Here is a 19706-nt window from a genome sequence, read left to right on the forward strand (position 1 = left end):
GTTAACCAGCGTCTATGCACCCCGTAAACTGGCGGGGTGCGAGTACTTCTGATCGGTTCCGGCGGCCGCGAGCACGCCCTCGCGGAGGCCCTGGCCGCCGACGAATCCGTCGACACGCTCATCTGCGCGCCGGGGAACCCCGGCATGGCGCGGCTCGGCGAGTGCGTCCGGGTGAACGCGAACGACCCGGCCGCGGTCGCGTCGCTGGCGGTCACCTCCGCCGCCGACCTGGTGATCGTCGGCCCCGAGGCCCCGCTGGTCGCGGGCGTGGCCGACGCGGTGCGCGCCAAGGGCGTCCCCGTGTACGGGCCGAGCCGCGAGGCCGCCCGCATCGAGGGCTCCAAGGCCTTCGCGAAAGAGGTCATGGCCGCCGCGAACGTGCCCACCGCCGCCGCGCGGGCCTGCCGGAGCCGCGAGGAGATCGAGGCCGCGCTGGACGAGTTCGGCGCGCCGTACGTCGTCAAGGACGACGGCCTCGCCGCGGGCAAGGGCGTCATCGTCACCGAGGACCGCGAGGCGGCCCTGGTCCACGGCCTCGAATGCGAGCGGGTCGTCGTCGAGGAGTACCTCGACGGCCCCGAGGTGTCGCTGTTCGTCGTCTCCGACGGCGAGGCGGCCCGCCCGCTGCTGCCCGCGCAGGACTTCAAGCGCGTCGGCGACGGCGGTTCGGGCCCGAACACCGGCGGCATGGGCGCGTACACGCCGCTGCCGTGGGCCCCGGACGACCTCGTCGCCCAGATCATGACCACCGTCGCCGAGCCGACCCTGGCCGAGCTGGCCCGCCGCGGCACGCCGTTCGTCGGGACGCTGTACTGCGGCCTGGCGCTGACCTCGAAGGGCCTCAAGGTCGTCGAGTTCAACGCGCGCTTCGGCGACCCGGAGATCCAGCCGATCCTGTCGCTGCTGGAGTCGCCGCTGGGCGAGCTGCTGTACGCCGCCGCCACCGGCAGGCTCGCCGACTTCGGCACGCTGTGGTGGCGCGAGGGCGCGGCGGTGTGCGTCGTGGTCGCGAACGAGGGCTACCCGGAGTCGACCGTCACCGGGCGGCCGATCTACGGCGCCGATCAGGAGGGCGTGCTCCACGCCGGCACCGCGCTCGACGCGGCGGGCCAGCTGATCGCCACGGGCGGGCGCGTGCTGAACTGCGTCGGGACGGGCGCCTCGGTGGCGCAGGCCCGGCAGGAGGCGTACGCGCTGGCCGAGGGCGTCAAGCTCGAGGGCGGCCACTTCCGCCGCGACATCGCCGCCGGCATCTGACCCGTACTCGGCGCACGGCGAACGGGGCCCGACCTGAGTGGTCGAGCCCCGTCGCGGCGTTCCGTCTCAGGGCCGGGTGACGTACTCGGCGCACCAGTCGAGGAGCATCTGGCTGCCTTGCTTGGACTGATCGCAGGCCTCCTGGGTGTCGCAGTCCTGGGTGATCGTGAGGCGGGTGCGGTCGTCGCCGATGTCGGCGAACTCCATCCGCATGAGCTCCTGCCCGCCGTCTGGGGCGTCCATGCCCATGTCGAGGCGCTCATGCTCGACGACGTCGATGTAGGTGCCGGTGATCGGGAACTCCTGGCCGTCCGGGCCGACGACGGCGGCGCTCCACTTGCCTCCGGGCCTGACGTCCTGGGCGACCGATCCCGGCGCGGAGCGGCTCCAGGCCTCGTATTCGGTCTCGTCGGTCCACGCCCGCCAGACCCTGGCGACAGGGGCGTCGACGTCGGCGGTGATCTCGTATCGGAACTGCTTCTCGGTGGTCATCGTTCTGCTCCCTCGGTTTCGGATCTCGCTTATACGGGTGTAGACGCGAGCCGACCGCAGGGCTCATCGGTGCCCGAGAACATTTCTTCGCCGCTCGCCCGATCGGCGGCGCGAAGCCGCACCCACCGCTGGACGGCCGTCGCCGTGATGCTCGCCGTCAAGCGGGTCACGAGCCGCTCTGGACGAGGTCCCTCGCGATCGGGAGCACGCTCTACACATGGTCGCGCCCTAGCGGGCACGACATGCACCTGGGGCCGCCGCGGCCCGAGCCCAGTTCGGAGCCGGGGATGGTGATGGCCTTGATCCCGGCGCGCTCCAAACGGGCGTTGGTGACCGTGTTGCGCTCGTAGGCGACCGCGACGCCGGGGGCGAGGGCGAGCGTGTTGTTCCCGTCGTCCCACTGCTCCCGCTCGGCGGTGACCACGTCCCGCTCGCCGGTGTGGATGATCTCGATCCCGTCCGCGCCGATCGCCTCGGCCGCCGCGGCCAGGAACGGCCGCGGGCCCTCGATGTCGAGTTCGGAGTCCTTGCCGGCCCTGAGGGTGTAGGCGTCGAGGCGCCGCTCGGCGGGCGCGTACATGACCATGCGGTGCGAGTCGACCATGGTGCACAGCGTGTCGAGGTGCATGGTGGCGCGGCGCTGCGCGATCGGGACGACGAGGACGGTGTGGACGGTGCCGCGCTCGAAGGCCCTGCGCGCCAGCCGTTCGGCGCCGGCCGGGGTGGTGCGCTCGCCGACGCCGACGGCGAGGACGCCGGGGGCGAGCGCGAGGACGTCGCCGCCTTCGAGGTGTTCGAGGGCGGGGTCGTAGATCTTCGGGACCTCGGCGAAGCGCGGGTGGTGCCGGTAGATGATGCCGGTCAGGGTCGTCTCGCGCCGCCTGGCGGGCATCGCGAGGCTGGTGACGGCGACGGCGTCGCCGATCCACACCGAGGAGTCCCGGGTGAACATCATGTTCGGCAGCGGGTCGATGACGAAGTCGGTGCCGCGCATCAGTTTGTGGCGCAGGCTCCGTGAGGCGCCGAACTCCTCTTTGGTGACGCCTTCGACGAGGACCGCGGTGAGCCGCTCCGGTTCGAGGTCGGCCAGGTAGGCCCCGAGCTCGCCGCCGAGGGTCTCCCCGAGCCGCGCGTCCGAGGCCACCGAGGCGATGACCTCCTCGCGGGCGGCGGGCAGGTAGAGGCATTCGGTGAGGAGCGCGCCGACGTAGAGGACTTCGACACCGTGTTCGAGCAGGGTGCGGGCGAAGCGGTCGTGCTCGGCCTGGGCCCGCTCGACCCACGGGATGCCGTCGAACAGCAGCGCGCCGGTGTTGCGGGGGGTCAGGCGCCGCAGCTCGCCGCCGGGCCGGTGCAGCATGACGCTGCGCAGGCGGCCGACTTCGGAATCGACACCGTAGGGGTGCTTCGTCGAACTCATGATCCAGACAATAGAGGCACTGCCACCGAAGATCAACTTTTCTCTGTTAACGTGGATCGACTGAGCGTGACGACTACCCCCGGGGCGCCCATTGACACAACTCGAACTCGTGATCCCTCTGCGGAGGGCGGTGCCCGGCGCCGAAGGCGCGCACCTTCACCCCGGGCTGGTACCGTGGCGCGCCGCGGTGTGCGCGAGCACCGACGCGTGCATGCTGCTGGCCGCCGACACCCGGATCGTCGCGGTCGCGCCCGCCGCCAGGGACCTGCTCGGTCTGCCGCTGGAGGTGGAGGCGGCCAAACCGCGGTTCCTGCGCTGCGGCCTGGACTTCCTGGACTTCACGGCGGCGGCGCAGCCTTTGCGGGACGCGGAGCTGGCGCGGCTGGCGCCGGTGCAGGCCCTCCAGACCGACGCCTTGGAACGGAGCCTGATCCGCCTCGACCGCGGTGGTGTGCACCGGACCTTCGACGTGGTCGCCTCGCCGCTGCATTCGCCGCCGCAGCTCGACGCGATAGGAGCCCTCGCGTTCTTCACACCCGTGGGTCCCGGCTGAGCCCTGCGGGGAGCCGCTCATTCGAGGCCCGTCTCCTCCTCGCCGATGTGGTAGACGACGGCGCCGCCGTCGGTGCGCTCCACTTCGACGCCGAACGGGTCGGTCTCGTGGTCCATGCCGTCCCAGTCGGTGCCCGGCAGCCACTCGGGGATCACCACCACCGTCTCGATGCCCGCGTCCTGGAGCCCGGCGATCGCGTCCTCGCTGGGGAACGACTGCGACAGCTGCCGGATCGCGGACTGCTCGTCGGTGGTGAAGCCCGCGATCCCGTTGGGCGTCTCCACGAAGCCGTCGATGCTCCAGTACTGCACGCGCGTGTCCCGACCGTCCGAGGGCAGGAACAGCACCGGCCCTTCCAATGAGGACATGTCCACCGGGGCCTCGGGCGGTTCGACGTTCCGCGCGACCGTCATGCCCTCGATGAGGACCAGCACGATCGGCAGGAACAGCAGCGCGTGCGCGCGCCGCGGGGCGCGCACCACCAGCCGCCGGTCCACGCGCGACTCGTGCGCCACCGCGTCGGCCGCGTCCGCCGCGCGCGTCAGCGTCCCGGCCGCCAGGATCGCCAGCAGCAGCGTCAGGTAGATGACCAGCCGCCCCGGCGTCCGGATCGCGTCGAAGCCCGGCGCGTAGTCGTACAGCAGCCGCCACGCCCACGCGCCGTGGTCGAGGAAGTTCGGCCCCATCGCGAACGCGAGCGTGATCCCGACGCCCAGCGCCAGCCAGAACCGCTGCCAGCCCGTCCACGACGACCAGATCAGACCCGCCAGCGCCAGGGCCAGCAGCGTGAACCCGACCAGCAGCGCCTGCTCCGGCGGCCACGTCAGCTTGGCCCGCGCGAGCTCGTGCGCCGCGCCCCACGCCCGAGACTCCTCGGGCGCGATGATGAAGCTCTGCCAGGTGGGGCTGAACACGCCGATGTACTCGTAGTCGCGCATCGCCTCGGGGTAGGCGCGCGCCACGACCGCGTGCCTGTCGGCGATCCACAGCACGCCGAGGCTGAACACGGCGCCGCCGAGGCCGTCGGCGACCAGCGTCTGCCAGCGCAGGCGCGGGCGCTTCGCCAGCCAGAAGAGGCCGACCACGACGCCGATCGCGAGCAGCAGGTACACGAACGGGACGCCGAGCCCGGCGCCGATGCTGAACTGCCACAGCGCGGTGAGCCATCCGGCGACGATCCAGCCGGGCCGCTGCCGCTCGGGCTTGAAGCCGTCCTTGAGCGACCACCCGTGGCCGCGCGCGAGCATGGCCAGCGCCAAGGCGATCCCGCCGCACGAGAGCACCTGGAGGTGCCCGGCCTGGCCGAGTTTCCAAGGGGCGTACGCGAAGGCGGCCGCGGCGACGGCCGAGCCGGCCACGCGCGCGCCGAGCTGGCGCAGCAGCGCGTAGGCGCCGAGGAAGGCCAGCGCGAACGAGCCCATGTAGAGGACGTTGTAGACGACGAGGGCGCTGGTCGTGTCGGTGGCGAACAGCGCGGCGGGCGCGTAGCCCAGGAGCGTGTCGGTGAACAGGTAGGCGTCGGTGGCGGGCCAGAAGCTGTTGGTGTCCCAGATCCCGGCGGGATCGCCGCGCAGCGAGTGGCCGACCCAACCGAGGATGTAGGTGAGCAGGAGCGGGTCGCCCGCGTCGTGGGGGATGACCTTGTCGATGTCCCGGGCGAGCGGCCAGGTCATGCCGACGGCCAGGACGGCGCTGACGAGGGCGGCGATGGTCCACTCGCTGGTGGCGGCGCGGCGCCCGATGCGGCCGAGGCGGTGGATGGGCGTCAGGCGGTGCCGCCCGGCGGCGGAGTCGCCGTCGAGGGCGTCCACGGAGGTGGCGCCGTCGCCGCTGGCGAAGCGCCGCCAGCGGTCGGCGTCCGCGCGGCCGTCGTCGGCGCTCTCGGCCGGACCGTCGGCGGAGGCCTCCGGCGCGACGCCGGTCGGCGTGTCGGTCTCGGACGCGCCGGGCCGCACCGCGGGCTCCGATCCGGGCTCGGGCCCGTCCTCCGCTTCAGGTGCTTTGTCGGTGATCGACATGGGGTAGGTCTCGCCGTCTCGAGTAGTCGCTTCACGGCACATCCTACGGACGCCCCCGAGTGCGGGCCAGCGGGCCGGACCGGGCGAAATCGGCCGAGGCGCGGCCGTCACTTATCCGCCGCCCGCTCGTTGAACGGAGTTGAGACCTGATTCCCGTTGGCGATCAGTCCTTTTCCACACCCAGAATCGCAGTTGGAGACCGCAGGCATGGGAAGACACACCACGAAGCTCGGTGAGGCCTCGCGAGCCGAGAAGCGTCCGCCACTGCCGTACCCCGTGCGCGACGGGCGCGTCTCGCCGCCGAAGCAGGAGGCGATGGACCGCCGCGCGCAGCGGCGCCGCTCGCGCCTGGCGGCGCTCTCGGCGGCCTCGATGCTCGCGCTCGGCGGCGCGGCGAGCGTGGGCATGGCGATGGCCGAGGAACCCGAGGCCTCCGGCGGAGGCGAGATCGTCTTCAGCGGCGACTGCGGCGCTCTCGGCGTCGTCACCCCCAGTTCGAGGCCCAACGCCTCCGAGGTCACGGTCACCGAGGGCTCGCGCGTCAGCTACACCAACGATCTCGGCACCGACGCCGAGCTGCACGTCGGCAACGAGTCCTACGACATCGGCGCCGGTTCGTCGCAGGTGTTCGTCATGAACCGCTCGGCCGAGGTCGCGATGGTCCCCGACTGCCGGGGCCTGTTCGCGCAGTACGAGTCCGCGCAGGTGAACGTCGTCGACGCGCCGCAGTCCGAGGAGCAGGACACCTCCAGCGGCCAGGACGACTCCGAGCCGTCCGAGGCCGAGCTGCCGAGCCGGGGCTCGGGCGAGGACACCGCTTCGGGAACGGACGGTGCCGACGCCGGCCAGGACGCCTCCGCCGAGGACGCCGCGCCGCAGGAGGGCGGGGACCGGCCCGCGGACGGCGAGGAGCCCTCCGAGGAACCGGCCGAGGAGACCTCCGAGGAGGACGAAGTGAACTCGTTCGGGCCGGCCGGCGACGACGCGGAGGGCTCGGGCGAGCCCGGGCTCGACCCGGCCGCCGAGGAGGTCGTCGCGGTGGACCCGAAGGCGGTCTCGGACGGGGCGAGCGGACTGCTCGCGCTGGTCGCGATCGTCTGCCTGGTCGGCGTGAGCGCCGCGGTCATGCGCACGATCCTGAAGCAACGGGCGACGGCTTGATCGCCCCGCGAACGGCCCGAGGCGCCGCAGGCGTCGAGGAGGGCCACCGGCTCGGGCTCGGCGGCGCCGGGTCCGAGGCGTCACACGGTGGAGTCCCCGTGGGGCACTGAACCGGAACCTCGCTGTCGGTCATTTCCTCCCCAGGTACCGCATCGATTCGGACCAGTGCCCCACGGCCAGCCCGAGGGCGCCGTAGCGGCCCTCACACCCCGTCCCGGCCCCTATGAGCCAGGCCTCCGGCGGGCTGGGCCGCGATCAGCGGCCCGCCTCGCCCGGCTTGAGCGCTTCCCCCGCCGCGCGAGCGGCCCCCGAGAGTGTCGCCTCCCTCACGGCCCGTCGGGACACCGGGCGCGGGCCGCGGACGGCACCCCGCTTGCCGTTCGCCGAGCGACTGCTTTAGCGTGGGCCGGAGTCCTTGTCAGCGCTCCCCAGCATTACAAGTCAGGTACCCCAGTCGTGACCCCGAAGCCGAAAACCTCGCGGAGGCTCTGGCCTTACCTCGCCGTCCCGGCGATCGCCGTGCTCATCGCCGCGATCGTCTACATGAGCGACTTCACCGCCGAGGACGTCGGCCTCGGCGGCACCTCCGGCGAGGAGGACCTCCCGGGGTCGCAGGTGGACCAGTCCGAGATGACCGACTCCGAGCTCCAGCCCGACCCCGCCGAGCAGCACGAGGCCGCGCAGCGGCAGTTGCAGGAGATGCTCGACCAGGAGGTCGGGGACTACCTCGCCGAGCTCGACGACGAGAACCTCTACGCGTCGATCGCGGTCAGCGACAGCGAGTTCGAGATCGACTACAACGGCGACGAGCAGCACGACACCGCCTCCATCGTCAAGGTCGAGATCCTCGGGATGCTCCTGCTCGAATACGAGTCGGTCGACGAGATCCCCGATTGGGCCCTCACCGCCGCGGAGAAGATGATCAAGGAGTCGGACAACGAGGCCACCAACGACATCCTCTTCGGACTCCTCGACGGCCACGCGACGATGCGCGAGGCCCACGAGGTCTTCGGCCTGACCGGCACCGAGCCCGGCGAGGGCGAGCGGTGGGGCCTGACGCAGACCACCGCCGTCGACCAGCTGACCATGCTCGAGGGCGCGCTCTTCGAGGGCGTGCTGAACACCGAGCAGATCGAGCTGGCCCGCGAGCTCATGGGCGACCTGGACGACTCCCAGGACTGGGGCGTCGTGGCCGGCGCCGAGGACGGCGAGGCCGTCTGGATGAAGAACGGCTGGGACACCCGCGACGACCTCGGCGGCGAATGGGCCGTCAACTCGATCGGCGTCATCGGCGGCGACGGCGAGGAGCCGATCATGCTCTCGATCCTCACCGGCGGCTCGGCCTCGGAAGAGGAGGGCATCGCCCTGGTCGAGGACCTCGCCGAGATCGCGCGCGAAGTCATCGACACCGACCCGCTCGCTTAGCGACGGGACCGCCGGGCACCGCCCGGAACGGCAGCTGTGACAATCACGGCATGAGCGATCTGCAAACCGCGCTGGCCGAGGCGGGCGTCGCCGCGGTCGTCGACGGCGACATCCTGGCCGCCCACTCGGTCGACCACGCCCGGCTCGTCGCGCCCGGGAAGGCCGCCGCGCTGGTCAGGGCCCGCTCCACCGAGGAGGTGTCCGCGGTCCTGCGCGTCGCCGGGGAGCGCGGCGCGCCGGTGGTGCCGCAGGGCGCCCGCACCGGCCTGGCCGGCTCGGCCACCGCCGTCGACGGGGCGATCCTGCTCGACGTCTCGCCGATGGACTCGATCCTCTCGCTCGACCCGGTCGACCGGATCGCGGTGTGCCAGCCCGGCGTGCGCAACGCCGAGATCTCGCGCGCCGCCGCCGAGCACGGCCTGCGGTACGCGCCCGACCCCGGCTCGTGGGAGACCTCGACCATCGGCGGCAACATCGCCACCGCCGCGGGCGGCATGTGCTGCGTCAAGTACGGCGTCACCGCCGAATACGTCCTCGGCCTCGAGGTCGTCATGGCCTCCGGCGAGGTCATGCGCTGCGGAAGGCGGACCGCGAAGGGCGTGGCCGGCTACGACCTGGTCCGGCTGTTCTGCGGATCCGAGGGCACGCTCGGGGTCATCACCGAGGCGACGGTGAAGCTCTCCCCGATCCCGGCCGACCGCCTGTCGCTGGCGGCGGTCTTCGACACCACGGCCGCCGCCGGGCGCGCCGTCACCGCGATCATGGCCTCCGGCGCGCAGCCGAGCCTGCTCGAACTCATCGACGGCGTCCACCTGCGGGCCCTGGAGGACATGCGGCCCATGGGGCTGCCGACCGACGCCGCGGCGCTGCTGCTGGTCGCGGCCGACACGGACCCGGCCGCCGAGCTGATCGCGATCGAGCGGCTCTGCGAGTCCTCGGGCGCCTCTGAGGTCTTCCGGGCGACCGACGCGACCGAGGCCGACGCGCTGCTGGAGTCGCGCCGCGCGGCGTACCACGCGATGGAGCGCCTGGGCACGGTCCTGGTCGACGACGTGGCGGTGCCGCGCTCGCGCCTGGCCGAGGCCCTCGACGGGGTGGCCGCGGCTGCCGAGCGGCACGGCGTGGTGATCGGGGTGATCGCCCACGCCGGCGACGGCAACCTGCACCCGAACATCGTCGTCCACCCCGAGGACGAGGCCTCGGTGGCGGCCGGGCGGGCCGCGTTCGACGAGATCCTCGAGATGACCCTTGCGATGGGCGGGACCATCACCGGCGAGCACGGCGTGGGGATGCTCAAACGCGATTGGCTCGCAAGGGAGGTGGACCCGGTGAACCTGGCCGTGCAGCGGCGCGTCAAGGAGGCGCTGGACCCGCTGGGGATCCTCAACCCCGGAAAGGTCCTCGCCGGCTGAGGCGGCGGAACGGGGGATATCGGCGCGGTGGGGCATTGGCGCGGAGGAGGGCGTCGGCGTCTGAATCGTCCCGATACATGGTTGTGTCGGACCTGTGACACAGTAATGGGGCCGCAGCGCTTGCCCATTCGCTGCGGCCCCGATAAAGTGGAGGAGCTCCACTTTTCATTGGCACCGGTCGGGCTGTGCCCGATTGCCCTGACCGGTTATGTGCCCCCGGATGTTCCGTGCCTCCCAGAAGACTGCCCATGTCCCTCTGTTCGGCTTGTCGGCGTGACCGGAACGGTTATTACTATGAGGACCGTCTCTGAGCGTGGCCTGTGGCAAGGCTGAAAAAACCCTGGGAATCGATGCGAAACCGTTACGAAGGCACCTCGAATCCGGCGAGTTTATCCAGCTCAGCAGTCACATCCGGGCGTTGAGAAACCACCGCTCCGTCGATGGAAGTGATAAAGGCCACACCGCGCACGGACGAGGTCAGCCAGGCCGCCTCGACCCGCGCCAGCTCCTCCGCCGTGATCAGCCGCTCGGCCGCCTCGAGGCCGATCTTCGAGGCGCTCTCCAGCAGGAACGCGCTCGTCGTCCCCGGCAGGATCCCCGTCGACACCGGTGTGGTGCACAGCGTCTCGCCGTCGAGCCACAGCAGCGAGGAGGTCGGCCCCTCCAGCGCGTAGCCGTCGGCCGAGACCCACAGCGCGTCGTCCGCGCCCTGCGACTTCGCCCAGCGCATGACCGCCATGGTCGTCGCGTACGACAGGGCCTTCACCCCGCCTAGAAGCCACGGGGCTTTCCCCCGCGCGTCGGCATCCACCCCCAAGGAGGCCGTCGCGATCCGCAGGCCGTCCCGCCTGGGCAGGATCCGCTCCCTGGACACCGGGTCGACCGTCGCGAACACCGTCGGCGGCCCGCCGTGCTCCCGCCCGCGCGTGGCGACCAGGCGCAGCGCCCCCTCGCCGGTCCCGCGCTCGCGCCAGGCGGCCAGCGCCTGCTCGGACAGCTCGGCCAGCTCCGAGAAGCCGGGCAGCTCGAACTCCATGCGCTCGGCCGAGCGCGCCATGCGGGCCAGGTGCTTGTCGAGCAGGAACGCCTGCCCGTCGCGCACGTTGATCGTCTCGAACACGCCGTCACCCCGGAGCACCCCCAGGTCGTCGGCGCACAGGATCGGCTCGTCGGAGTCGACGACGCCTCTGTGCAGTACTGCTGTCACTGTTGCCATGGCCTCATTCTGCTCCCGCCCGCACCGGGGCCTCGCACAGCCGGTGCGGGGACGCCCCGAACCGGATTCGACACCGGGCGCGCCACTGGAAGTACCATGCAGACATGCCCACCGAAGCCGAGTCAGAGACCGAACTGGCGGCGGTGCTGCGCTCCAAAGGCATGCGCATGACCGCCCAGCGCCAGCTCGTGCTCGAAACGGTGCGCGAGCTCGGGCACGCCACGCCGGAGCAGATCCACGAACGCATCCGAGACCGGGTGGAGGGTGTGAACATCACCACCGTCTACCGCACGCTGGACCTGCTCGAAGAACTCCAGCTCGTCTCCCACACCCACCTCTCCCACGGCGCCCCCACCTACCACCCCGCCGGCGACCGGGGGCACGCCCACCTGGTGTGCCACCGGTGCGGGCGGATCACCGAAGTCGAACCAGCGGTGTTCGCGGACGCGCGCAAGGAGGTGGCCGACAAGACCGGGTTCGTGCTCGACGTCGGCCATGTCGCCGTGTTCGGAACCTGCGCCGAATGCTTGGAGAAGGCATGATGACCGAGACCGCCCCGTCCCCGCTGCTGGAACTGCCCGGCGCGGTCGCGAACGACGCCGGGCGCGTCGCGTGGCACTACGGCCAGCCTCTGGCCGAGCAGCGCAAGGCGATCGAGAGCGGCGCCGTCTTCGACCGGAGCGACCGCGACATCATCACGATCACCGGCGCGCCGCGCCTGGAGTGGATCCACTCCCTCTCCACGCAGCACCTCACGAGCCTCAAGCCGCACCAGGGCACCGAGACGCTGTTCCTGTCGCCGACCGGCCGCGTCGAACACCACGCGAACGTCTACGACGACGGCGAGACCCTCTGGCTCGACACCGAGCCCGGCGACGGCGAAGGCCTGCTGAAGTTCCTGGAGCTCATGAAGTTCCGCACCGAGGTCGACATCCGCGACGCGGGCGAGGAGTGGGCGCTGCTCACCTACACCTTCGCCGACAACGTGGACACCACCGCGCCCGTGCGGCAGCCGGTGCCCGTGGCGAAGTTCGCCGCCAAGGACCTCCCAGCGGTGCCGACCGCCCTCTACCCCGGCTCCGCCCTCGACCACACCGATGGCTGGACCCGCCGCACCGACAACCTCACCGAGCACACCTACGACGTGATGATCCGGCGCGAGGAACTCGCGGACGACTTCACAGGGCCCGATGCCGCGCACGCCGGCTCCTGGGCCTTCGACGCGCTGCGCGTCGCCGCCGGATGGCCGCGCTTCGGCGTCGACACCGACGAGCGCACCGTCCCGCACGAGGTGCCCCACTGGCTCGCCCACGCCGTCCACCTCGACAAGGGCTGCTACCGCGGGCAGGAGACCGTCGCGAAGGTCCACCACCTGGGGCAGCCGCCGCGGCGCCTGGTGCGCCTGCACCTGGACGGCACCGACGAGCACCCGCCCGCCAAGGGCACGCCGGTCGCCTTGGACGGCAAGGACGTCGGCTTCATCGGCACCGCCGTCCAGCACTACGAGGACGGCCAGATCGCGCTGGCGATGCTGAAGCGGAACGCGGCCGCCGACACTGACGCGCGTCTCATCGCAGGTGATCAGGCCGCGCGGCAGTGAACGCGGCGTTAGTCTCCGCGGTATGACTTCCGCTTATCGCGGCGGCGAACCCGTCGCCGAGACCATCCGCTCCGACTTCCCTGAAAGCCTCCACCGCGGCAGCGTGGCGGTGACCGGCCCCGACGGCGAGCTGATCGCGGCGATCGGCGACGCCGACTCGCCGATCCTCCCGCGCTCGGCCAACAAGCCGATGCAGGCGGTGGCGATGCTGCGCTCCGGCTGGAAGCCCGACAGCGAGGCCGACCTGGCCATCGCCGCCGCCAGCCACAAGGGCGAGCCGATGCACATCGAGCGGGTCGACTCGGTCCTGACGAGCGCCGAAATGAGCGAGGACCAGTTGCAGTGCCCGCCCGACCTGCCCGGCGACCCGGCCGCGCTGCGTCGGGCCCTGTCCAGCGGCAGCCGGGCGAGGCGGCTGTACATGAACTGCTCGGGCAAGCACGCGGGCATGCTCGCCGCCTGCGCGGCGGCCGGCTGGGACCCGGCGACCTACCGCGACCCCAGGCACCCCTTGCAGCGGCGGATCAGGGCCGTGATCGAGGAGCTGAGCGGCGAGACGGTCGAGGCGGTCGGAGTCGACGGCTGCGGCGCGCCGGTGATGGCGCTGAGCCTGGCCGGTCTGGCGCGGGCGTTCAACCGGATGGTCGAATCGGATCCGGAGGCGCACGAGCGCGCGGTGGCCGACGCGATGCGCGCGCACCCGAAACTGATCGCCGGAACGAACGCGCCGGACTCGCGCGCGATGGCCGCGGTGCCGGGCCTGCTGGCCAAGGGCGGCGCCGAGGGCGTCCACGCGCTCTCTGTGCCGGGCGTCGGCGCGGTCGCGGTGAAGATCGACGACGGCGGCGGCCGGGCCTCGATGCCGGTGGCGCTGCGGGCGCTGGCCGTCAAGCTGGACTACCGCTTCCCGGAGAGCGCCGCCCGCGTGATCGAGGAGCTGACCTCCCCGGAGGTCCTCGGCGGAGGCCAACCGGTCGGCAGGCTCCGCACCCTGCTGTAGTGGCATAGGACTCAAGCGGGCCAATACCCTGTCGCCACCTGCCTTGAAGACAAGGTAGTATCGTGCCGTCGCTTCAAGCACCACTCGCGCGAGTGGCGGAATGGCAGACGCGCTGGCTTCAGGTGCCAGTGTCCGCAAGGACGTGTGGGTTCAACTCCCACCTCGCGCACAGACAAGGCCCCGGTGGTTCAGCCATCGGGGCCTTAGTATGTTCATCCTCTCCCCCGGGCCGCTCGGCCCCTCAGCGGGAACACCGCCCCATGCGGCCGCGTTAGGCTCGATGTAGGGGAACCAGACCGAAACTTGCACCTTTGACGACGTGGGGACACCTCAGACGATGAGCGAAGAGAACACGAAGCCGGAGCGCGACGAATACGACGAGCAGGAGTCCGAGGACGAGCTGCTCATCGTCGACGCCGACGGCAACCCGATCTCCGCCGGTGAAGCCCAGGAACGGCTCGCCGAGGCGGCCGAGTCCGACCCGTCCAAGCTGGTCGCCGAGCCCGCCAAGGTGATGCGCGTCGGCTCGATGATCAAGCAGCTCCTCGAGGAGGTCCGCGCCGCCGAGCTCGACGACAAGGGCCGCCAGCGGCTGCGCGACATCCACGCCCGCTCCATCGCCGAGCTCGAGTCGGGCCTGGCCCCCGAGCTCCGCGATGAGCTCGAGCGCCTCTCGCTGCCGTTCAGCGCCGACGAGGTGCCGACCGAGGCCGAGCTGCGCATCGCGCAGGCCCAGCTCGTCGGCTGGCTCGAAGGGCTCTTCCACGGCATCCAGGCCGCCTTGGTGGCCCAGCAGATGGCGGCCCGTCTCCAGCTCGACCAGATGCGCTCGGGGGACATGCGCGCGCTGCCCGCCGGCGCCGGCGGCGAGCTCCCGCCCCAGCTGAGGGCCATCATGGCCGAGCGCGCCGCGCGCGGTGACGACACCGACCACCACCCCGGGCAGTACCTGTAGGCACCGCAGATGCCATAGACTCGGCCTGCCATGGCGCAGCCCGCCGGCGGCGAGCGCGGCCTTCACGGCGACGCTCGCGAGCTGTAGATTGGCACTGCCCGGACCCTCCCGCCGGCCGGGGTGAGAACCACTGGAGAGCTGAACACGGTGCTGTACAAGACGCTGCAATGGACGGCCGCCCCGACGATCAAACTCATCTGGCGGCCGTGGATCGACGGCAAGGAGAACATCCCCGAGGCCGGTCCCGTCATCCTGGCGTCCAACCACCTCTCGGTGGCCGACCATTACTTCCTGGGCCTGACCACCAAGCGGCACATCGCGACCATGGCGAAGATCGAGTACTTCACCGGTGCGGGCATGAAGGGCAAGATCATCTCCAAGACGGTCAAGGCCCTCGGCCAGGTGGCCGTCGACCGCTCCGGGGGGCGGCGCAGCGCCGCCTCGCTGGAGCCGTCGATGAAGGTCCTCGAGGAGGGCCGGGTCTTCGCGATCTTCCCCGAGGGCACGCGCTCGCCCGACGGGCGCCTCTACCGCGGCAAGCCCGGCGTGGCGCGCCTGGCGCTGTCCACGGGCGCGCCGGTGGTGCCGGTCGGCATGATCGGCACCGAGAAGGTCCTCCCGATCGGGGAGTCGCGTCCGCGCGTGGCGCCGGTGGGCGTGCGCATCGGCAAGCCGCTCGACTTCAGCCGCTACGAGGGCATGGAGAACGACCGGGTCATCATCCGGGCGGTCACCGACGAGATCATGGACGCGATCAGGCAGCTGACCGGCCAGGAGTACGTCGACAAGTACGCCAAGCGCAACTCCGCGGGGAAGGACGAGCCCGACTCGGACTGATCCGGCTACCCGGCGGGCGCCGTGGCCGTCTCCTCGGGGGCGGGATCGCCGGTGAAGGCGTCGGTGCCGGGTGTCGTCGGCGTCTGGTCCGCCGCCGTGGGGGTCTGCTCCCCGGTGGGCGGCGCGACGTCGCCGCCGGGCACGTCCGTCTCCTCGATGACGGTGATGGAGTAGACGGTCACCGGCTGGGGCGGCTCGCCGTCGTGTTCGACCGTCTCCGGCAGGGCCGCGATCGCGTCCAGCACCTCGTAGCCGTCGATGACGCCGCCGATGATGCTGACGCCCGCGGTGGGGACGGCCTGGCCGCGGATGAGGGCGAAGGCGCTGCCGGCGTTGCCGGACTCGTCGGTGACCAGCGCGAGGACGTCTTGGACGTCGACGCCCGCCATGCCGACCTCGGCCTGGTAGCGCCAGCCTGGGCCGTGCGTCTCCTCGGATTCGGGGTCGGCGCCGGGGCTGCCGCAGTGGAGGATCGCCGTCGGCATGACCCGCTGGGTGGTGAGACGGTCGCAGTCGTGGCCGTCGTAGAAGCCGACCTCGGACAGGTGCAGGAACGCCGCGACGCCGCACGGGGCGAGATCGCCCCACAGCATGACCTCGAGGTTGCCGTGGCTGGTCTCGATGGTCACGATCGTGCGGTCGGCCGGGGTGTCGAGCCGGGGCGCGTCGACGGTGCGCCCGGCGTCGTCGGCCTCGCTGACCTGGCATTGCTCGTAGATGACGTCACCGGCTTCGCTCTCGTCGCCGCCGTCGTCGCGGAAGGCGAGCCAGGAGACGCCGGCGATCGATCCGGCGGTGAGGACGAGTGCGCCGAGTCCGGCGAGTCCCCGTTTCCATCCGCCTCGGCGCTGCCACGGCGGGGTGCCGCCGAAGGGGTTGGAGGCTACTGGCTCGTGCTCGGTCTCGGCTCGGGTGCCGCTGGGCTCCATGCTTGTGAATCGTACGGTGCGTCGTCTCGCGCCAGGTACGCGTATCCGACGCACATCACCCCGTAAGAGACGGCGACGCCCGCGAGGGTGCCGGGCGCGTAGCCGTCGGCGGGGACGACGAACGCGGCGGCGAACAGTCCCGCGAGGTAGCCGACGTTGTAGATGGTGTCGTTGAGGCTGAAGACACGGCCGCGGTAGGAGTCCTCGACGGCGCGCTGGAGGCTCGTGTCGACGGTGATCTTGATGCCCTGCGAGGCGATGTTGACCAGGAGCACGGCGACGGCGAACATGATCGGCCGCATGGTCCCGGCGAGCGCGGCCACGACCACGGCGCACAGGGCGATGAGGACGACCACCCAGTTCTTCGGCCCCCACGCGCGCGTCGCGCGCGGCGTGACGATGGCGGCGGCCAGGACGCCGAGGTTGCCCAGGACGGCGAGGATGAGGAGCCAGCTGATCGTCGTGGTCCTGGCCGGGTCGGATTCGAGGTCCCAGAAGAAGCCCATGAACAGGGCGATCGCGATGATGAACACGATCCCGTACAGGAAGCGGTGGAGTCCTTGGACGGCCATGACCAGGGCGGGGCCGCGGCGGCGGCTCAGGTGCCTGAAGCCCTCGACCATGCCCGCGGTGGTGGCGACGATGCCGGTCCACAGGCCCGTCGTCCCGGCGTACTCGCTGTCGGGGCCGAGGCCGCGGTGCTTGAACGCGGCGGCGGCGATCGTCGCCGAGACGAGGTAGCCGCAGCCGGCGGCGAGCGCCAGCATCGAGTAGGAGATCCCGGAGTCGACGAGTTTGGCGACGCCGGTGGTCGCCAGGCCCAGGCCGTAGGCGAGCGCGCCGAGCGTGGAGGCCAGCGAGTTCGCGGTGACCAGCTGGGGCTGGTCCACGACGTGCGGGTGGGCGGCGCCGAGGCCGGCCAGGACGAAGCGGTTGGCGGCCAGGACCACCATCGCGCACAGCACCCACGTCCAGTCCAGGCCGGTCTGGATGGTGAAGGCGATGATGACGACGAGCGCGGCGCGCAGGACGTTAGCCGCGCAGATGAGGCGGCGCCGGCTGAAGCGGTCGAGGACGACGCCGACGTACGGCCCGAGCAGCGAATACGGGCCGAGGAGGATCGCGACGGCGGCGGCGTAGCCGAAGGGGTCGGTGTGCTCGCCGAGGGCGGGGTTGAAGAAGACGCTGAGCGCGAGCGATGCCTGGAACATGCCGTCGGCGGCCTGCGAGGTCAGCCTGACGGCCAGCAGCCTTCGGAATCGGCGGCTCGAGGCGAGAATCCGAACGTGCCCGTCGGTGCGCATTGTCTGAGGATAACTCCGTGGACGGGGGAGGGAGACCCTCAAATCGCGAAGCCGGGAAGCCGTGGAACGGCTCGGCTTCGACGACGAGGGCCTCCCTCCGTGTGGCGTTTCACGGGCCCCACGGCCCCGGGCGCCCTACGCTCCTTCGATGAAGGCGTTGACGGACAGCCGCGCCTCTTCGTCGGAGTACTGCTCGGGCGGGGACTTCATGAAGTAGCTCGACGCGCTCAGGACCGGCCCGCCCTGGCCGCGGTCCTTGGCGATCTTGGCGGCGCGCACGGCGTCGATGATGACGCCGGCAGAGTTCGGCGAGTCCCAGACCTCGAGCTTGAGCTCGGCGTTGAGCGGCACGTCGCCGAAGGTGGTGCCTTCGAGGCGGATGTAGGCCCACTTGCGGTCGGTCAGCCACGGGACGTGGTCCGAGGGACCGATGTGGACGTCGGCGCCGCGCATCTCGTGAGGGATCTGGGAGGTGACCGACTGGGTCTTGGAGATCTTCTTGGAGACCAGTCGGGTGCGCTCCAGCATGTTCATGAAGTCCATGTTGCCGCCGAAGTTCAGCTGGTAGGTCCGGTCGAGGCGGACGCCGCGGTCTTCGAACAGCTTGGCCAGCACGCGGTGGACGATGGTGGCGCCGACCTGCGACTTGATGTCGTCGCCGACGATCGGGAGCCCGGCGTCCACGAACTTCTGGGCCCATTCGGGATCGGAGGCGATGAACACCGGCAGGGCGTTGACGAAGGCGCAACCCGCGTCGATGGAGGCCTGGGCGTAGAACTTCGCCGCCTCCTCGGATCCGACCGGCAGGTAGCAGACGACGACGTCGGCGCGGGCGTCACGGAGCGCCTGGGCCACGTCGACGGGCTGCTCGGACGACTCGCTCACCATCTCGTCGTAGTACTGCCCCATGCCGTCGAGCGTCGGCCCGCGCTGGACCGTCACGCCGGTCGGCGGCACCTCGGCGAACTGGATCGTGTTGTTCTCCGAGGCGTTGATGGCGCTGGAGAGATCCTGTCCCACCTTCTTGGCGTCGACGTCGAACGCGGCGACGAACTCGATGTCGCGCACGTGGTAGTCGCCGAACTGCACGTGCATGAGACCGGGGACCCGGTCGTCGACGGCGGCGTCACGGTAGTACTCCACACCCTGCACGAGCGACGAAGCGCAGTTTCCCACGCCGACAATGGCAACGCGTAGTTCACCCATCGCGCTTGCCTCCTTCATCTTGTTTACCTGGTTCTTCATCCTCCGCGGCGGCCCCGTTGGCGCGCCCCGGGTCGGCGAGCCGGTCGCCGAAGTCACTTCGCCGGGGGGCCTGGCTCTGCTCGGTGGCGATGAGCTCGTTGAGCCAGCGCACCTCCCGTTCGGCGGTCTCGAGTCCGTGCCGTTGGAGCTCGAGTCCGTAGGAGTCGAGCCGCTCGGCGGTGCGGCCGAGGGCCTCGCGGATGCGCTCTCGGCGCTCCTCCACCCGGCGGCGGCGGGCTTCGAGGATGCGGAGCCTCGTCGCCGGGTCGGTCCGGGAGAAGAACGCGAAGTGCACACCGAAGAGGGCCTCGTCGGCGGATTCGGGGCCGGCGTCGGCCATGAGCTGCGCGAAGTGTTCCTTGCCCTCGGGTGTGAGCCGGTAGACCTTGCGGGCCCGGCGCCCGGTGAGCAGGGGCTTCTCGACCGTCCCTTCGCCCGGGACCTCCTCTGCGATGAGTCCGCGTTGACGCATGCGCTTGAGAGTGGGGTAGAGGGAGCCGTAACTGAAGGCCGCCCTGATCGCCCCCAGGAGAGAGAGCAGGCGTTTCCGCAGCTCATATCCGTGCATAGGGGATTCGTGCAGGAGCCCCAGAATGGCCAGCTCGAGCATCGGTCCCTCCCCTCCCGGCGGTGGGCGCGGTGCCGCTGATCCTGACATCGCGCTTCGATCTGACGTTACGATGTATCGGCTCGATACATCTGTCAACACCATAGCGCCGGGTCGAAATCACGTCAACCCCGCGGCTTCGCCCCTGTGCAGCCTGGTCCGGATCCGATAAGCTCGGCAGGATTAATCGATCTAGCAGCGTTCTCCCAGATTCGATGTGCGAAACTGCGAGACGACCGAGGCCGCCCTGATCGGCGCCGCCCGCGGACCGTCGC

Annotated in this window: 18 protein-coding genes and 1 tRNA gene; 11 read left to right on the forward strand and 8 right to left on the reverse strand. The window is 71.2% G+C overall.

Features of this window, described 5'->3' with window-relative positions:
• Positions 1 to 36: 36 nt before the first annotated feature.
• Positions 37 to 1257 (forward strand): phosphoribosylamine--glycine ligase, encoded by a 1221-nt coding sequence (gene purD, locus YWW_RS0101470; protein ID WP_026928704.1) that lies wholly within the window; start codon positions 37 to 39, stop codon positions 1255 to 1257.
• A 66-nt stretch (positions 1258 to 1323) separates the two neighbouring features.
• Here the strand turns inward: purD and YWW_RS0101475 are convergent, their stop codons facing one another.
• Together YWW_RS0101475 and YWW_RS0101480 are read right to left on the reverse strand one after the other, a co-directional pair.
• Positions 1324 to 1749, reverse strand: a complete 426-nt coding sequence (locus tag YWW_RS0101475; protein ID WP_026928705.1) for an SRPBCC family protein — start codon at positions 1747 to 1749, stop codon at positions 1324 to 1326.
• A gap of 211 nt (positions 1750 to 1960) precedes the next feature.
• Positions 1961 to 3169 (reverse strand): arginine deiminase, encoded by a 1209-nt coding sequence (locus tag YWW_RS0101480; protein WP_026928706.1) that lies wholly within the window; start codon positions 3167 to 3169, stop codon positions 1961 to 1963.
• A gap of 109 nt (positions 3170 to 3278) precedes the next feature.
• Here YWW_RS0101480 and YWW_RS0101485 point away from each other — a divergent pair, with 109 nt between their 5' ends.
• Positions 3279 to 3722, forward strand: a complete 444-nt coding sequence (locus tag YWW_RS0101485; RefSeq protein ID WP_155829803.1) for a PAS domain-containing protein — start codon at positions 3279 to 3281, stop codon at positions 3720 to 3722.
• A gap of 17 nt (positions 3723 to 3739) precedes the next feature.
• On the opposite strand, the gene YWW_RS0101490 is transcribed toward YWW_RS0101485, so the two are convergent.
• Positions 3740 to 5740 (reverse strand): hypothetical protein, encoded by a 2001-nt coding sequence (locus YWW_RS0101490; RefSeq protein WP_026928708.1) that lies wholly within the window; start codon positions 5738 to 5740, stop codon positions 3740 to 3742.
• 207 nt (positions 5741 to 5947) lie between these two features.
• Here YWW_RS0101490 and YWW_RS0101495 point away from each other — a divergent pair, with 207 nt between their 5' ends.
• The 3 genes from YWW_RS0101495 (at position 5948) to YWW_RS0101505 (ending at position 9738) form a co-directional block, all read left to right on the forward strand.
• Positions 5948 to 6901 (forward strand): hypothetical protein, encoded by a 954-nt coding sequence (locus tag YWW_RS0101495; protein ID WP_026928709.1) that lies wholly within the window; start codon positions 5948 to 5950, stop codon positions 6899 to 6901.
• A gap of 456 nt (positions 6902 to 7357) precedes the next feature.
• Positions 7358 to 8326 (forward strand): serine hydrolase, encoded by a 969-nt coding sequence (locus tag YWW_RS33610; protein WP_051325245.1) that lies wholly within the window; start codon positions 7358 to 7360, stop codon positions 8324 to 8326.
• 50 nt (positions 8327 to 8376) lie between these two features.
• A complete protein-coding gene (locus YWW_RS0101505) occupies positions 8377 to 9738 on the forward strand; it encodes an FAD-binding oxidoreductase (protein WP_026928710.1) in 1362 nt (453 codons plus the stop codon).
• A 361-nt stretch (positions 9739 to 10099) separates the two neighbouring features.
• Here YWW_RS0101505 and YWW_RS0101510 read toward each other — a convergent pair whose 3' ends face one another.
• A complete protein-coding gene (locus YWW_RS0101510) occupies positions 10100 to 10954 on the reverse strand; it encodes an aminotransferase class IV (RefSeq protein WP_026928711.1) in 855 nt (284 codons plus the stop codon).
• 104 nt (positions 10955 to 11058) lie between these two features.
• Between YWW_RS0101510 and YWW_RS0101515 the strand changes: the two genes are divergently transcribed.
• The 6 genes from YWW_RS0101515 to YWW_RS0101540 all read left to right on the forward strand — a co-directional run bounded on the left by YWW_RS0101515 (position 11059) and on the right by YWW_RS0101540 (position 15346).
• Positions 11059 to 11496, forward strand: coding sequence for a Fur family transcriptional regulator (locus tag YWW_RS0101515; protein WP_035697482.1), 438 nt, complete (start codon positions 11059 to 11061; stop codon positions 11494 to 11496).
• Positions 11493 to 12554: a CAF17-like 4Fe-4S cluster assembly/insertion protein YgfZ gene (gene ygfZ, locus YWW_RS0101520; RefSeq protein ID WP_245595319.1), complete on the forward strand. Its 1062-nt coding sequence runs from the start codon at positions 11493 to 11495 to the stop codon at positions 12552 to 12554. The genes YWW_RS0101515 and ygfZ overlap by 4 nt, the downstream gene beginning before the upstream one ends.
• A 22-nt stretch (positions 12555 to 12576) precedes the next feature.
• Positions 12577 to 13554, forward strand: coding sequence for an asparaginase (locus YWW_RS0101525; protein ID WP_026928714.1), 978 nt, complete (start codon positions 12577 to 12579; stop codon positions 13552 to 13554).
• A gap of 86 nt (positions 13555 to 13640) precedes the next feature.
• Positions 13641 to 13723 (forward strand) — tRNA-Leu (locus tag YWW_RS0101530).
• A gap of 168 nt (positions 13724 to 13891) precedes the next feature.
• Entirely contained in the window at positions 13892 to 14509 is a 618-nt protein-coding gene (locus YWW_RS0101535) for a bacterial proteasome activator family protein (protein ID WP_026928715.1), read from the forward strand.
• Between the two features lie 120 nt (positions 14510 to 14629).
• Positions 14630 to 15346, forward strand: a complete 717-nt coding sequence (locus YWW_RS0101540; RefSeq protein ID WP_245595320.1) for a lysophospholipid acyltransferase family protein — start codon at positions 14630 to 14632, stop codon at positions 15344 to 15346.
• Positions 15347 to 15351: 5 nt separating this feature from the next.
• Here YWW_RS0101540 and YWW_RS33615 read toward each other — a convergent pair whose 3' ends face one another.
• From YWW_RS33615 to YWW_RS27675, 4 genes are all read right to left on the reverse strand, one after another.
• Positions 15352 to 16275 (reverse strand): peptidylprolyl isomerase, encoded by a 924-nt coding sequence (locus YWW_RS33615; RefSeq protein ID WP_051325246.1) that lies wholly within the window; start codon positions 16273 to 16275, stop codon positions 15352 to 15354.
• Positions 16230 to 17579, reverse strand: coding sequence for an MFS transporter (locus YWW_RS27670; protein WP_051325247.1), 1350 nt, complete (start codon positions 17577 to 17579; stop codon positions 16230 to 16232). Before YWW_RS27670 ends, YWW_RS33615 begins: the two co-directional genes overlap by 46 nt.
• A 135-nt stretch (positions 17580 to 17714) precedes the next feature.
• A complete protein-coding gene (locus YWW_RS0101555) occupies positions 17715 to 18785 on the reverse strand; it encodes an inositol-3-phosphate synthase (RefSeq protein WP_026928717.1) in 1071 nt (356 codons plus the stop codon).
• Positions 18778 to 19434 (reverse strand): PadR family transcriptional regulator, encoded by a 657-nt coding sequence (locus tag YWW_RS27675; RefSeq protein WP_081687106.1) that lies wholly within the window; start codon positions 19432 to 19434, stop codon positions 18778 to 18780. Before YWW_RS27675 ends, YWW_RS0101555 begins: the two co-directional genes overlap by 8 nt.
• Positions 19435 to 19706 lie beyond the last annotated feature (272 nt).

Origin of the sequence: Glycomyces tenuis DSM 44171, from assembly GCF_000427885.1 — a bacterium.
In the GTDB taxonomy this organism is placed as follows: domain Bacteria; phylum Actinomycetota; class Actinomycetes; order Mycobacteriales; family Micromonosporaceae; genus Glycomyces; species Glycomyces tenuis.